A 13923-nucleotide genomic window follows, 5' to 3' on the forward strand; every position below is an offset into this window, starting at 1 on the left:
GCCTTGCTCGTGTTCTCCCCTGCGAGCCGCGAGGTCCTCACGGACCGCGCGACTGATTTCGAGTTGGATTTTCCCGCATGTCCTCGACACCCGCCGCCGCGTCCGGCGACCTCAATTCGCACAATCCCCGTCTCGGTATCGCGCTGAAGATCGGCGCCACGCTCCTGTTCACCGCCATGGTCGCATTGGTGAAGCTTCTGGAGGCCCGCTACCCGGTGGGAGAGGTCATCTTCGCGCGCAGCTTCTTCGGCCTGATCCCGGTGCTCGTGATGGTCTGGTGGCAGGGGGAGGGGTCGTCGGTGTTCAAGACGCGCCGTCCGCTCGGGCATATCGGCCGGGCGTTGATCGGCGGCTCGGCCATGGCGATGTGGTTTGCGGCTCTGGCCCGCCTGCCGCTGCCCGATGCAACGGCGATCAGCTTTTCCGCGCCGCTGATCACGGTCGCGCTCGCCGCGGTGATTCTGCGCGAAAAGGTCCGCTTCTATCGCTGGACGGCGGTCGTCGTCGGCTTTTTGGGCATTCTCATCATCCTGTCGCCGCATCTGGGGGCGACCGCGCCGACGCAAGGCACCACCGAGGGGGCGATGCTTGCCTTTGCGGCTGCGGTGGCGATGGCGCTGGCGATGATCACCGTGCGGCGCCTGACCAACACGGAACGCACCTCCACCATCGTGATCTGGTTCACCGGCGTGATGGCGCTTCTGTCACTTGCAAGCGCGCCCTTCGGCTGGACGGTCCCGACGGGCACTGATGCGCTGATGCTCATCTCCATCGGGTTGTTCGGCGGAATCGGGCAGATCCTGCTGACCACGAGCTATCGCTTCGCCGATGCCTCGACGATCGCGCCCTTCGACTACACGACCATGATCTGGACCGTGATCGTCGGCTGGCTGGTGTTTTCGGAAGTGCCGACGCTGGAGGTCATGGCCGGGGCGATCATCGTGATCGGAGCGGGCGTCTTCGTGATCTACCGCGAACGACAGCTCGGTCTCGACCGCTCCAAGGAACGCCAAACGGTCACGCCCTCCAAGGTGTGACGCACGTGCCTGCCCGCCGGGATCGGCAGGGGCTGCCTCAAAACGCCTTGAAGGTGATGATCGTCTTGGTGTCCTGAATGCCGTCGAAGGGATGGACCTTTTCATTGACGAAATGGCCGATGTCGGCGTTGTCGTCGACGTAGAATTTCACCATCAGATCATAGTCCCCGGCCGTCGAATAGATCTCCGAGGCGATTTCGGCGTCGGCGATTGCATTGGCCACCTGATAGGCTTTTCCCAGATGGCATTTGATCATCACGAAGAACGGAATCATGAACGTCTCCCAAGCGGGGCGGGCGCCTGCGGGCGCGGGAATCGCCCGACAGTGAAGCGGAAGCGCTCGAGCGGAGCAAGGGGCGTTGTCGATGCAGTCCCGGCCGGCGCCGCTTGCCCGGTAAACATGGGTAAATTTTAATAATGCGGGCCTTGCGAAGTTGCGGCCCATGCCCGAACCTGCCAAGAGGTCTGCGCTGGTTGACCGGTTTTTGCAATCGAGACTGCGTGACGGACCATGCAGGATGACGGACTACGGCAGGGTGACGGGACAGGATCGATGACCACCCATGGAGCGAAACCGCCTCGGCGCCCGGCCGGCGACGGTGGCAGCGGACGACGTTCGCATGGGGGCGGGTCGTCGTCGGCTTGCGTATCGGGGCGTGTCGATGCCGGCAGCAGCGGCGCGATCTCGCGGCGCGCGGCGCTCGGGCTTGCGGGCGCAGCGGCTGCCAGCGGGCTGGCCGCACCGGCCCTTGCCCAGACCACCATCGAATGGAAAATGGCGACCGCATGGCCTGCGGATCTTGAAGGTCCGGGGCAATCGGCACAGCGCATCTGCGATGCCATCGCGCTGCTCAGCGGCGGGCGTATGCGCGTGCGGCTGTTTCCCGACGGAGAGCTGGTGCCGGCAACGGGCATCTTCGACACGGTCTCCGCCGGCACGGCACAGATGGGCCATGCGGCGTCCGCCTATTGGCAGGCGAAGATGCCGGCGGCCGTGTTCTTCACCGCGGTGCCCTTCGGCTTCCTGCCGCATGAGCATGTGACCTGGATCGAGCAGGCCGGCGGCCAGGCGCTCTGGGACAAGCTTTATGCGCCCTATGGCGTGCGGCCGTTTCTCGCCGGAAACACCGGCGCGCAGATGGGGGGCTGGTTCACCCGGCCGGTCGAGACGCTTCAGGACCTCAACGGGTTGAAGATCCGGATGCCGGGACTGGGCGGCGAGATCATGCGCCGGCTCGGAGCGACGCCCGTGTCCCTGCCGCCCGGCGAACTTGTCCAGGCGCTGTCCAGCGGCTTGATCGATGCGGCGGAGTTCCTTGGCCCGGCAAGCGACCGTGCGCTCGGCTTCGCCGGCGTGTCCAAGCTGTACTACGCGCCGGGCTTCCATGATCCCAACGGCGCCAATGAGATGCTGGTGAATTCGGTTGCCTTCGACGGGCTCGCCGAGGACCTCAAGGCGGTGGTGATCGCCGCCTGCCGCGCCGAGACGCTTCTGTCGATGGCCGAAAGCGACTGGCGCAACGCGCAGGCCTTCGAGGCGCTGAAGACCGAGGACGGGGTCGAGGTTCGCGCCTATCCGCCGGAAATCCTTGCGGCGCTGCGCAACACCGGAGTTCAGGTGGTGGCGAGTTTCGCCGACGCAGGCGGTCTCGATCGCGACATCTACAAGAACTACATGCGCACGCTGCAGACCCTGGCGCCCTGGAGTTCCGCATCGACGCGGCTGTTTCTTCAGGGGCGCGAGATCTGATCCGCTGTCCGGGGGACGGTTCCCCGGTGAGGGGCAGCAATCACGGGATCAGGCGGTCTGCTTGAGTTCTGCCGGCAGCTCCCGGTAGCGACCGTCGCGCAGGGCGGCGAGGGCAAAGTCCACCATCGGCTCGAACAGGTGATCCTGCTGGCCCTCGGCAAAACAGCGGCAGGTCTGCGCGATCAGCGCCGGATGGAAGAACATGATCAGCGAATGCTGGAACAGCATCGCCGACGTTTCGACGTCCTGCTCGGCAAATTCCCCCCGAGAAATCCCGTCGCGGATCACCTCGGCGAAAGCACTGCGCATGCGGGCCTTGTGGATCTCGATCTCGTCCCAGGCTTCCTCCATCGCCGCTTCCAGCAGATCGTGGATCTTGCGGTTGTCGGCATAGCGTTCGCGCATGTGGTGGAAATGCCGGCGGACCATCTCGCGCAGCCGCTCGCTGCAGGATTGCGCTTGCGACGACGCATCGCCGATCATTGCCGAATGCAGGCCGGCCGTCACCACGCCCGCCACGGCTTTCGTCAACTCCGCCTTGGAGGCGAAGAACCGGTAGACGTTTGCGGGCGACATGCCGAGCTCGCGGGCGATGTCGGCGACGGTCGTCTTCTGATAGCCGTAGACATGGAAGAGCTTGTTCGCGGTCTCGACGATGCGCTGGCGCGTTTCATGCGCCGCGCTGCTCGCGGTTCCGTCGCGCGTTGCCGCTTGCGAGCCGTCGGATCTCGTCGTGTCCAGCATATCCGTCATCTGCGTTGCTTCCGATCCTTCTGCCATGAAACCCCATTGTAAGTCCAAAGGGTGCGCTGAACAGCCGTATTCGGCTGAGCGGCGGCGTTGCCCACCGGCCGGCGTTGGCGGGACGTGCAATGGCGTCGACACGGGTCGCCGGCACTCCACCGGGGGTTTCATGAACCATGGGAGGCGCTGTGGCGCGCGTCAATGTCTGACTGTTGATATATATTCTCTGACGATTATTGACAATCATCATTTGATGGCTTTATCTCCTGACGTCGGGTCGTTTCGGCTTCGACCCGGTTGACGGAGCCGTTTTGCCCGGAAAGGCGACGGTTTCGGTGTTTTGACGGTCTCAGGAGCAGCATGATGCATCGAAGCGCCTTCGTTTTTCGCGCCTGGTCGGGTCGGCCCGCTCCCCGGATCGTCCTTGCGATGGCCGTGTCGGGTCTGCTTCTTGCTGCCTGTCAGCCCGAACCGGCGTCTGACACCGCCGATGCGCCGCCGCCGACCGTCTGGGTCGAGCCGGTGGCAGCGGCAAGAAGCGCCGGTCTGTCCTATTCGGGCACCATCCGTGCCCGCAGCGATGCGCCGGTCGCGTTTCGCGTCGGCGGAAAGCTCTCCGTTCGGGAGGTCGACATCGGCGACCGGGTCGAGGCCGGCGATGTCATCGCCCGGCTTGACGCAACCGATTTCGAGGCTGCGCTCAGCGCCGAGCAGGCGCAGGAACGGGCCGCGCGCGCCGAGGCGGACCGCACGGCCGATGCGCTGGAGCGCATCAAGACCCTCAAGCAGAAAGGGCACGTCAGCCAGGCTTCGCTCGATGCCGCTCAGGCCGCCGCCGATGCGGCCGCCGAGGCGCTGAAGGCCGCCGGCGAGCGCCGGCTGCTTGCGGAAAACCAGCGCGCCTACACAGAACTGCAGGCAGATGTCGCCGGCGTCGTGACCGCCGTCCTCGCCGAACCCGGCGAGGTTGTCGCCCTTGGCCAGCCTGTGGTCCGGATCGCGGCCGCACTTGGTCGCGAGGCGGAAGTCGCCGTGCCCGAAGCGCATGTCGCGGCGGTCTCGCAGGCGAGCGCCAGCGTGACGTTGTGGGCGCTTCCGGGAAAGACCTTTCCCGCCCGCTTGCGCGAATTGTCGCCGCAAGCCGATCAGGCGGCGCGGACCTTTACCGCGCGGTTCGAGGTCGAGGATCCGCAAGGTCTGGCGCGGCTCGGCATGACCGCGACGGTTCACCTTAATCCGCCGGGGCAGGCGGCGGGCGTCGCCGTTCCTCTGTCCGCCGTCTGGTACCGGGACGAAGCCGCCTATGTCTGGCAGGCCGCTCCCGGCGACAGCCGCGTGACGCCGGTCGCCGTCAGGGTCCTGCGTATCGAGGCCGAACGCGCCATCGTCGAGGGCGAGCTGAAGCCGGGCATGACCGTGGTCAGCATGGGCGTCCATCGCCTCGATCCTGAGCTTGAGGTGCGGGTGGTCGAGCGTGCGCCCTCCGACCCCGTCCTGGTCGGAGCCCTGCAATGACTAGCTTCAATCTTTCCGCCCTGGCGCTGCGGCACCAGACGCTGGTGCTCTTCTTCATCCTGGTAACCGCGGCCGCCGGCATCTGGGCCTATGGCAATCTCGGGCGCAACGAGGACCCGGCCTTCACGGTCAAGGTGATGGTGGTCACCGCCGCCTGGCCGGGCGCGAGCGCGGTGGAGATGCAGGAGCAGGTCGCCGACCGGATCGAGACGCGGCTGCAGACCCTTCCCCATCTGGGCCGGCTGGAGACCTACACGCGGCCCGGTTTCATGGCGACGCAGATCGTGCTCGAGGACACCACGCCGCCCAAGGACGTGGAAGGCCTGTGGTATCAGGCGCGCAAGAAGGTCGGCGACATCCGTCGCGACCTGCCGCCGGATGTGCTCGGTCCCTTCTTCAATGACGAATACTCCGACGTCTACGTTCAGGTTCATGCGCTGACCGCGCCGGATGCGACCTGGATGGAAGTCTCCGACCTTGCGGAAATGGCACGCCAGAACTTCCTGTCGGTTCCGGGGGTGGAAAAGGTCCAGCTCTTCGGCGAGCAGGACCAGAAGATCTTTGTTGAGATTTCCTACGCCAAGCTTGCCACCCTCGGCATTCCGGCCTCCGCGATCTTCGATGCGCTTGCCGCCCAGAACGCTGTGGTTCCTTCAGGCTCTGTCGACACGCCGAGCGAGACGGTGCAGGTGCGCGTCAGCGGCAGCCTCGGGGGCGTGCGCGCCGTCGCGGCCGTGCCGGTCAAGGCGGGCGAGGAGACGTTTCGGCTCGGCGATATCGCCACCGTGCGGCGGGACATCGCCGATCCGCAAAGCTATCTCGCCCGCTACAACGGGCAGGATGCCATCATGCTCGGGATCGCCATGGCCGACGGCGGCAATGTGCTGGAGCTTGGCGAGCGGCTGGCGGTCAAGGCGCAGGAAATCCGCTCGCGCCTGCCGCTCGGCGCCGAGCTGCACCAGGTGTCGAACCAGCCGGAGGTGGTTGAAGGGGCAATCGGGCAGTTCCTGCTGAAATTCGTCGCCGCGATCTCCATCGTGCTGATCGTGTCGTTCCTGTCGCTCGGCTTTCGCACCGGGGTGATCGTCGCGCTGTCGGTGCCGCTGACGCTTGCGGGAACCTTCGTCGTCATGCTGTTGATGGGGATCGATCTGGAGCGCATTTCGCTCGGCGCTCTGATCCTGTCTCTCGGGCTTCTGGTCGACGATGCGATTATCGCCATCGAGATGATGGTGGTGAAGATCGAGCAGGGCTGGGACCGGTTCCGCGCCGCGACCTTCGCGTGGGAATCGACCGCCTTTCCGATGCTCACAGGCACGCTGGTGACGGCGGCCGGGTTTCTTCCCGTCGGCTTCGCCCAGTCCTCGGCTGGCGAATACGCCGGCGGGATCTTCTGGGTGGTGACGGCGGCGCTGATCATTTCCTGGTTCGTCGCCGTGATCTTCACCCCCTATCTCGGACTTAAGCTGCTGCCGCGGTCGCTGGAGCGCCACGCGGCGGCGCGGGGCGACGTCGACGAGGACGCGATCTATCAGACCCGCGGCTACAACCGGCTGCGCCGGATGATCGAAGCAGCCGTACGCTTCCGCATTCCCGTGGTGCTGGTGACCTTCGCGCTGCTTGTGACGGCCGGCTATGGCATGGGCTTCGTCAAGAAGCAGTTTTTTCCGAACTCCTCGCGGCCCGAAGTGCTGGTCGAACTCAAGGGGCCGGAAGGCGCTTCCTTCGCGGCGACCGAACGCGCCGCGCGCGAGCTTGAGGCGCTGCTCGCCAAGAGCCCGGACGTCGACTATTTCACCACCTATATCGGTGCCGGCGCGCCGCGCTTCTTCCTGGCCTACAATCCGGCGCTTCCCAACCCGAGCTACGCGCTGATCCTTGTCCAGTCGAAGGGCGGGGAGCACACCACGCGGCTGGTGCAGGACCTGACGGCGCGCTTCGAGGCCTCCGAAAGTTCCGTGCGCGGTCGGGCCAACAAGCTTGAACTCGGGCCGCCGGTCGGCTTCCCGGTGCAGTTTCGTGTCGTCGGGCAGGACCGCGAGGAGGTGCGGGCCATCGCGGCGAAGGTGCGCGATGCGATGCGCGCCAACCCCGACACCCGCAACACCGAACTGCAGTGGGGCGAGAAGGTAAAGACGGTGAAGCTGGAGGTCGACCAGGAGCGCGCCCGCGCGCTTGGACTGTCGACCCGCGAGATCGCGCAGTCGCTGCAGGCGCTCCTGTCGGGCGTTCAGGTGACGAGCCTGCGCGATGGCCGGCATGCGGTTGGTGTCGTGGTGCGGGCGTCGGAGAGCGAACGGGCCGAGTTGGGTGACATCGGCGATCTGGTCCTGAACGTGCGCGACGGTCGCGCGGTGCCGGTGTCGCAGGTCGCGCGCATCGAATATGTGTCGGAGGAGCCGATCCTGTGGCGCCGCAACCGCGAGACCGTGCTGACCGTGCGCTCCGACATCGTGCCCGGCGTGCAGGCGCCCGACGTGACGGCCGCGCTCCTGCCGAAGATGAAGGAGATCGAGGCGGGGTTGGCTCCCGGCTACCGGATCGACGCCGGCGGCGCAGCGGAGGAATCGGCCAAGGCCAATGCCGCACTTGCCAAGGTGTTTCCGGTGATGCTCCTTGCGATGGCCGTGTTGATCATGCTGCAGATGCAGTCCTTTTCCAAGATGTTGATCGTCTTCCTGACGTTTCCGCTCGGTCTCGTCGGCGCGGTGGCGGCCCTGCTGATCGCGGATGCGCCCTTCGGCTTCGTCGCGATCCTCGGCGTGATTGCGCTGGGCGGCATGGTGATGCGCAACACGCTGATCCTCGCCGACCAGATCGAGCACGACCTAGCGGGCGGCGCGACCATGCGCCAGGCGATCGTGGAATCGACCGTGCGCCGGGCGCGCCCGGTCATCCTGACCGCCCTGGCGGCCGTGCTCGCGTTCATCCCGCTGACGACCAACATCTTCTGGGGACCGATGGCCATCGCCATGATCGGCGGCCTGACGGTGGCCACCGTGCTGACCCTGGTGTTCCTGCCGGCGCTCTATGCCCTGTGGTTTCGCCGCCGCCTCGACAAGAGCGACGCGCAGGCCGCTTCTGACCGCGATGGTGCGTCGACAGCCGACACCGCCGGTTCCCGTGACACGACAGAGCGCGAAACGGACCCCGCGCCGGCTCTGTCGCAGGCAGCGGAGTGACGGCCTCGTCACTCCGCTGCCTCACCCTTCGCATCGCTTGGCATTGCTGCAAACCGCGATCCGGCGGCCGGATCTTCAGACGATTCCGTCGCCTCGCCGCTATCGTAGCCGGCGGGAAACGGCGATTTCGTGACCTTCCTGCAACAGTGGGCCGAGAAGTCGCGGGTCTCTCCGGCATTGGCTGATTTGATTAAAATTTGTGCAAATGCACGCGGATGTTTTTCCCCTTCAAAAAACTGACATGAAAATCCCGGCTTCGGCGCTCTGCGGATCGAAACTGCGGACCATGTGTCGTTGGGGAAGGGGGTGAAATGGTAATATTGTGCAGTGCAATATCGCTCCGACCCTGTCAAAATTCCCGGTTGCCCGAAGCGGTCCGCTCGATAACCTTACCAATACGTAATTGGCCGCCGGGGCGTGCGGCCTGAATAATGTATTGGGAGGTTCGGGACGCAATATGCGCAAACACGTCGGGGCAGGACTACTCTCTTTTACCGCAATCGCGACCGCCTTTACGGCCGGGGAGGCGCTGGCAGGCGGCTTTGCATTGCGCGAGCAGAGCGCCTACTATCAGGGGATGTCATTCGCGGGGTACGGTACAACCGGCCCGTCGATCTCCTCGATGTTCTGGAATCCGGCGACGCTGACGGGCGCCGGGGCCGGCTGGACGTTTGAGGCACACAACTCGGTGATCGTGCCGACGTCCGACGTGACGGGCACGTTCACGCCGCCCGGTGGCAGTCCGCTTCCGGCCAGCAGTGTGCCCGCCGGGGATATTGGCAACGACGCTTTCGTGCCTGCAAGTTATGCCGCCTACCGGTTGAACGAGCGCGCGGTTCTCGGCGTGTCGATCAACGCGCCCTTCGGGCTTGCCACCAAACCCGCTCAAAACTGGGCGGGTCAGTTCTACTCCCGTTCATCCAAGGCGCAGTCGATCAATGTCGCGCCCACGCTCGCCTATGAGATCAATGACATGGTCTCCGTCGCACTCGGCCTGCAGATCCAGCACTTTGCCGTGGCGCTGAAAACCGGCGTGCCGACTGTTGCAGGGTTTCCGACTGCCGCGATTGAGGGAGACGACATCGCGCTTGGCGTGACCGCAGGTGTCACGGTGAAACCGATGGACGGAACCGAGATCGGTCTCGGGTATCGCTCCGGCGTCTTCCATGAACTTGACGGCCAAATCGCCACCCCGGCCGGGGTCAATGGGATCAATGCACGTTTGATGACGCCCGACATGGTCAATCTGTCGGTCAAGCAACGCGTCACCGACACGTTTCGTATCTTCGGCACGGTCGAATGGACCAACTGGAGCCGCTTGAAGTCGCCGCGCGTTACCCTCCAGGCCAACGGTGCGACAGTCCAGACGCTGCATTTCAACTACCGCGATGGCTGGTTCTTCGCCCTCGGCGGCGAGTATGACTTCAACGAGGATTTGACCCTGCGCGCCGGTATCGCCTACGAGCTGTCGCCTGTAACGGACGATATTCGCTCGACCCGCCTGCCGGACAACGACCGCCTGTGGCTGTCGGCCGGTGCGAGCTATCAGGTGCTGGAAAACCTCGCGCTCGATCTCGGCTACACCTACATCCACACGGGAGACACACCGATCAACATTGGTCCGGGGCATCAGGACTACAATCCCGCGCTCGGGACCTTTATTGGCAGCGCCGATGCCAACGTGAACATTGTCTCCGCCTCGCTGCGCTACCGCTGGGGCGGTCCGCACGACAGGCCGGAGGCGAATGGTCGGGGCTACTGAGAGAAAGTCACCGGAACTGACATAATGAAGCCGGCGGAGCGATCCGCCGGCTTTTCTTGTGTCGCGGCTCAGAATGCGGCCGGATAGAGCCCGCCATCGATAAGGATGTTCTGGCCCGTCACATAGGCGGCGTGGGTCGAACAGTAGAAGGCACAGATCTGGCCGAACTCCTCCGCCGTGCCGAACCGCCCGGCCGGAATTTCGCCGGCCTGCGCGGCGCGGATCTCCTCGACCGTGCGGCCGGAGGCTTTCGCCGCGCCCTCGATGCCGCCGCGCAGCCGGTCCGTGTCCATCTTGCCCGGAAGCAGGTTGTTCACCGTCACGTTGCGGCTGGCATAGGTGCGTCCGACACCGGCGAGAAACGCCGTGAGGCCGGCCCGCGCACCGCTCGACAGGTCGAGGCCGGCGAGCGGCATGCGCACGGTGATCGAGGTGATGTTGACGATCCGCCCGAAACCGCGATCCGCCATACCGTCGGCGACCTTCTGGATCATCTCGATGGGGGAGATCATGTTCTGGATCACGCCGTCGATCATCGCGTCGCGGTCGAGCTCGTGATAGTCGCGGCGCGGCGGTCCGCCGTTGTTGTTGACCAGAATGTCGGGGGTCGGGCAGGCGGCGAGCAGGGCGTCCTGGCCTTCCCGGGTGGAGACATTGGCGGCGACGGGGATCACCGTCGCGCCGGTGCGGCGCGCAATTTCGTCCGCCGTGCGCGCCAGCCGATCCGCATCGAGACCGTTGACGACGACCTCGCAGCCAGCCTGCGCCAGCGCTTCGGCGCAGCCGCGCCCAAGGCCCCGGCTTGAGGCGCAGACGATGGCCTTGCGGCCCGAAATTCCAAGATCCATGAGCTTTGTCCCCGTGATGAGTGGAGCGGTGGCCTTCCGGCGGAATGGCCGGGAGCCTGCCGGTCGCCTGACGACATGAGGTTGCGATCCTCTCGGATCGGTCGCTGTGGCGCTCATCCTCGACCGGGCAGGTGGGGGCTGGCAAGCCCCTCGCGCCGGCGGCGGCGTTCCGGCGCTTTCTTCCGCTTTTTCCCGTGTTTTGGCTATACTGCTGTCGGTGAGCGGCGCGAAGGAGCTGAAAATGGCGGGTAAAGCGAATGTCGGTTTGGCCTTTTCGGCAGCCCTGATCCTTGGAGGCTGTGTCGGGGCGGGGGAGCGGGCGCCCGATCCGCAGGCAAGCGGCGCATCGGCAGCGGATACAAGCGCCTGCCTTGCCGCTGTTGCGGCGCAGACGGGAAACAGCGTCAGCGTTCTTCGCTCCGAAGTTTCCGAGGCCAATACGCTGGTGATGGTCGGCGTCGGGCCGCAACAGGCGCCCTGGCGCTGTCTCGTGTCCGGCGGGCAGGTTGCGGAAGTGATGTCGATGACGGACGAAGGCACGCTTTGACAGCGGTGTGGTGTCCAGGCTCGGGGAGAAAGACGATGCGGTTGATCTCGACGCTTGCAATCCTTTTGATCGGTCTTGTGGTCTGGCCCGCCGTTGCCCAGGACGCTGATACAAAGCGGGTTCAGTTTGCAGCCGGCCAAAGCGGCGCGACGATGTCCGGTCGCATCAAGGGCTATGAGAGCGTGCACTATCTTTTGGGCGCAACGGCCGGGCAGCGCATGACGGTGGAAATGACGACCTCCAGCGGTGCCGCCTATTTCAACATTTTCGCGCCCGGAGACCGCCCCGGCGAGAGCACTGCCCTGTTCATCGGAACCACCAGTGGGAGCCGGTTCGAGAGTGTCCTTCCCGCCAGCGGCGATTACCTTGTGCAGGTGTTTCTCGTTCGCAGCGCGGCGCGCAGGGACGAAACGGCCGACTACGACCTCATGTTCCAGATTGCCTCTCCTTGACCGGCTTCCGCGCGCGGCCGGGCACCCGGTGACACGGGCGAAGCTGTGGCGGGCGCGCAGGATGGCGAACGCGATCCTGCGGAAGCGGCGGCGGAACGGTGAACAGCGACAGAACAATTGTCGTGAACTGTCATATTTCTGAGACCGGAATCGAGCAAAACGCTTCCTGTAATCTTGTCAGGAGCGCGTCATGTCCGTCAAACCGGCCCCGCGGCATTTCCGGGCGATCTTTCTCTCCGATATTCACCTCGGCACACGGGGATGTCAGGCGGAGATGCTTCTCGATTTTCTTCGCCACCACGACGCGGAGACCTTCTACCTCGTCGGCGACATTGTCGACGGCTGGCGCCTCAAGCGGATGTGGTACTGGCCGCAGGCCCACAATGACGTCGTCCAGAAACTGATGCGAAAGGGCCGCAAGGGCGCGCGGATCGTCTATACGCCGGGCAACCACGACGAGTTCCTGCGCGACTTTCTCGGCACCCATTTCGGCGGCATCGAGGTGATGGACGAGGCGGTGCACGAGACGGCGGATGGCCGGCGCTACCTGGTGATCCACGGCGACAAGTTCGATGTCGTGGTCCGGCATGCCAAGTGGCTCGCCTTCCTCGGCGACTGGGCCTATGTCACCGCCCTCAACCTGAACACCGGGGTGAACGCGGTGCGCCGGCGGCTGGGGCTGACCTATTGGTCGCTGTCGGCCTGGGCCAAGCTCAAGGTCAAGAATGCGGTGAGCTTCATCGGCAAGTTCGAGGAAACGCTCGCCGGCGAAGCCGCGCGCCAGGGGGTGGACGGGGTGATTTGCGGTCACATCCACCACGCCGCCGACCATCACAGCTTCGGCACCCATTACATCAACACCGGCGATTGGGTGGAAAGCTGCACGGCGATTGTCGAGCACCATGACGGCACCTTCGAGGTGGTCGACTGGTCCGGCATGCGGCCAAGGGCGGAGGCGTCAGAGGTTCGCCCGCGCGCGCAGGCCGCCGCATGAGGTCGCTCCTGATTGTCAGCGATGCCTGGCACCCGCAGATCAACGGCGTCGTTCGCTCCATCGACCGGACCGCCGTTGAATTGCGCCGGCTGGGCGTGCGCGTCGAGGTGCTCTCGCCCGCGGATTTCCACACCATGCCGTGTCCGACCTATCGGGAGATCCGGCTCACGCTGACGACCGCGGGCGCGCTGCGCCGGCGCATGGCGGACCGCGACTGCGAGCATCTGCATATCGCGACCGAAGGGCCGCTCGGCCTGCTCGCCGCGCATGTGGCGCAGCGCGATGGCATCGTCTTCACGACGAGCTATCACACGCGCTTTCCCGAATATCTGTCGGCGCGCGTCCCCGTGCCATTGTCCTGGTCCTACGCATGGTTGCGCCGCTTTCACAATGCCGGACGCGGCTGCATGGTGGCGACGAAGACGCTTGAGGACGACCTTCGCGGGCGCGGCTTTCGCAACCTGATGCGCTGGTCGCGCGGCGTCGACCACGAGGTGTTTCGCCCGTTCAAGGGCTCCGTCCTGCCGGCCCACATCAAGGGACCGGTGTTCATGTATGTGGGACGGGTGTCGGTGGAGAAGAATATCACCGCCTTTCTCGACCTCGCGCTGCCGGGGACCAAGGTCGTGGTCGGCGACGGTCCGCAGCTTGGCGAGTTGCGGGCGCGGTATCCGGACGTGCTCTTCACCGGTTCGAAGACCGGAGAGGACCTGTCGCGTCATTACGCAAGCGCCGATGTCGTGGTGTTTCCAAGCCTGACCGATACGTTCGGGAATGTCCTGCTGGAAGCGCTTGCCTGCGGCGTGCCGGTGGCCGCCTATCCGGTGATGGGGCCGCTCGACATCGTCGGCGGCACGGATGTCGGCGTGCTGGACGAGGATCTCGAGACGGCCGCGCTTGCCGCGCTCGCCATCCCAGGCGACCGCTGCCGGGAGATGGCGCTGGGCTACACCTGGGCGCGCAGCACCCGCCAGTTCATCGACAATTGCATGGCCGCAAAGGCGACCGAGGGCCTGCGCGGGGCGGCGTGACGATTTCGCCCCGGGCGCCTTTCGATCCCGCTTCAAACCTCTGCTGCAATCGTGTACCGCT

The 13923-nt window shown here is 65.4% G+C and carries 12 protein-coding genes; 9 read left to right on the forward strand and 3 right to left on the reverse strand.

Features of this window, described 5'->3' with window-relative positions:
- Window positions 1-77 precede the first annotated feature (77 nt).
- A complete protein-coding gene (locus LC092_RS08665; protein ID WP_224806120.1) occupies window positions 78-1037 on the forward strand; it encodes a DMT family transporter in 960 nt (319 codons plus the stop codon).
- A gap of 37 nt (window positions 1038-1074) precedes the next feature.
- Here LC092_RS08665 and LC092_RS08670 read toward each other — a convergent pair whose 3' ends face one another.
- On the reverse strand, window positions 1075-1311 hold the full coding sequence (locus LC092_RS08670) for an Lrp/AsnC ligand binding domain-containing protein (protein ID WP_029058905.1): 237 nt from the start codon (window positions 1309-1311) through the stop codon (window positions 1075-1077).
- A gap of 279 nt (window positions 1312-1590) precedes the next feature.
- On the opposite strand from LC092_RS08670, the gene LC092_RS08675 reads away from it, so the two are divergent.
- Window positions 1591-2787 (forward strand): TRAP transporter substrate-binding protein, encoded by a 1197-nt coding sequence (locus LC092_RS08675; protein ID WP_224806121.1) that lies wholly within the window; start codon window positions 1591-1593, stop codon window positions 2785-2787.
- A gap of 48 nt (window positions 2788-2835) precedes the next feature.
- Here LC092_RS08675 and LC092_RS08680 read toward each other — a convergent pair whose 3' ends face one another.
- Window positions 2836-3540, reverse strand: a complete 705-nt coding sequence (locus LC092_RS08680) for a TetR/AcrR family transcriptional regulator (protein ID WP_224806122.1) — start codon at window positions 3538-3540, stop codon at window positions 2836-2838.
- 351 nt (window positions 3541-3891) lie between these two features.
- On the opposite strand from LC092_RS08680, the gene LC092_RS08685 reads away from it, so the two are divergent.
- The 3 genes from LC092_RS08685 to LC092_RS08695 all read left to right on the forward strand — a co-directional run bounded on the left by LC092_RS08685 (window position 3892) and on the right by LC092_RS08695 (window position 9990).
- Entirely contained in the window at window positions 3892-5046 is a 1155-nt protein-coding gene (locus LC092_RS08685) for an efflux RND transporter periplasmic adaptor subunit (RefSeq protein WP_224806123.1), read from the forward strand.
- Entirely contained in the window at window positions 5043-8228 is a 3186-nt protein-coding gene (locus LC092_RS08690) for an efflux RND transporter permease subunit (RefSeq protein ID WP_224806124.1), read from the forward strand. The genes LC092_RS08685 and LC092_RS08690 overlap by 4 nt, the downstream gene beginning before the upstream one ends.
- A gap of 457 nt (window positions 8229-8685) precedes the next feature.
- Window positions 8686-9990, forward strand: a complete 1305-nt coding sequence (locus tag LC092_RS08695) for an OmpP1/FadL family transporter (protein WP_224806125.1) — start codon at window positions 8686-8688, stop codon at window positions 9988-9990.
- 68 nt (window positions 9991-10058) lie between these two features.
- Here LC092_RS08695 and LC092_RS08700 read toward each other — a convergent pair whose 3' ends face one another.
- Window positions 10059-10838: an SDR family oxidoreductase gene (locus LC092_RS08700; RefSeq protein ID WP_224806126.1), complete on the reverse strand. Its 780-nt coding sequence runs from the start codon at window positions 10836-10838 to the stop codon at window positions 10059-10061.
- Between the two features lie 106 nt (window positions 10839-10944).
- Here LC092_RS08700 and LC092_RS08705 point away from each other — a divergent pair, with 106 nt between their 5' ends.
- The 4 genes from LC092_RS08705 to LC092_RS08720 all read left to right on the forward strand — a co-directional run bounded on the left by LC092_RS08705 (window position 10945) and on the right by LC092_RS08720 (window position 13862).
- Complete coding sequence (locus tag LC092_RS08705; protein ID WP_224806127.1) at window positions 10945-11385, forward strand: hypothetical protein; 441 nt, start codon at window positions 10945-10947, stop codon at window positions 11383-11385.
- A 35-nt stretch (window positions 11386-11420) separates the two neighbouring features.
- Complete coding sequence (locus LC092_RS08710; protein WP_224806128.1) at window positions 11421-11837, forward strand: hypothetical protein; 417 nt, start codon at window positions 11421-11423, stop codon at window positions 11835-11837.
- A 190-nt stretch (window positions 11838-12027) separates the two neighbouring features.
- The gene (locus LC092_RS08715) at window positions 12028-12831 is read left to right on the forward strand and encodes a UDP-2,3-diacylglucosamine diphosphatase (RefSeq protein ID WP_224806129.1); all 804 of its coding nucleotides are present in this window, start codon (window positions 12028-12030) and stop codon (window positions 12829-12831) included.
- Window positions 12828-13862 carry a glycosyltransferase family 4 protein gene (locus LC092_RS08720; protein ID WP_224806130.1) on the forward strand — a complete coding sequence of 345 codons (1035 nt, stop codon included), beginning with the start codon at window positions 12828-12830 and terminating at the stop codon, window positions 13860-13862. The genes LC092_RS08715 and LC092_RS08720 overlap by 4 nt, the downstream gene beginning before the upstream one ends.
- Window positions 13863-13923: the final 61 nt, after the last annotated feature.

The sequence above is a fragment of the Stappia stellulata genome, assembly GCF_020176715.1.
GTDB lineage: Bacteria > Pseudomonadota > Alphaproteobacteria > Rhizobiales > Stappiaceae > Stappia.

What these genes read in the sequence shown, in the direction of transcription:
- LC092_RS08665 (WP_224806120.1), top strand. Translation starts at nt 78, where the DNA reads ATGTCCTCGACACCCGCCGCCGCGTCCGGCGACCTCAATTCGCACAAT.
- LC092_RS08670 (WP_029058905.1), bottom strand. Translation starts at nt 1,311, where the DNA reads ATGATTCCGTTCTTCGTGATGATCAAATGCCATCTGGGAAAAGCCTAT.
- LC092_RS08675 (WP_224806121.1), top strand. Translation starts at nt 1,591, where the DNA reads ATGACCACCCATGGAGCGAAACCGCCTCGGCGCCCGGCCGGCGACGGT.
- LC092_RS08680 (WP_224806122.1), bottom strand. Translation starts at nt 3,540, where the DNA reads ATGACGGATATGCTGGACACGACGAGATCCGACGGCTCGCAAGCGGCA.
- LC092_RS08685 (WP_224806123.1), top strand. Translation starts at nt 3,892, where the DNA reads ATGATGCATCGAAGCGCCTTCGTTTTTCGCGCCTGGTCGGGTCGGCCC.
- LC092_RS08690 (WP_224806124.1), top strand. Translation starts at nt 5,043, where the DNA reads ATGACTAGCTTCAATCTTTCCGCCCTGGCGCTGCGGCACCAGACGCTG.
- LC092_RS08695 (WP_224806125.1), top strand. Translation starts at nt 8,686, where the DNA reads ATGCGCAAACACGTCGGGGCAGGACTACTCTCTTTTACCGCAATCGCG.
- LC092_RS08700 (WP_224806126.1), bottom strand. Translation starts at nt 10,838, where the DNA reads ATGGATCTTGGAATTTCGGGCCGCAAGGCCATCGTCTGCGCCTCAAGC.
- LC092_RS08710 (WP_224806128.1), top strand. Translation starts at nt 11,421, where the DNA reads ATGCGGTTGATCTCGACGCTTGCAATCCTTTTGATCGGTCTTGTGGTC.
- LC092_RS08715 (WP_224806129.1), top strand. Translation starts at nt 12,028, where the DNA reads ATGTCCGTCAAACCGGCCCCGCGGCATTTCCGGGCGATCTTTCTCTCC.
- LC092_RS08720 (WP_224806130.1), top strand. Translation starts at nt 12,828, where the DNA reads ATGAGGTCGCTCCTGATTGTCAGCGATGCCTGGCACCCGCAGATCAAC.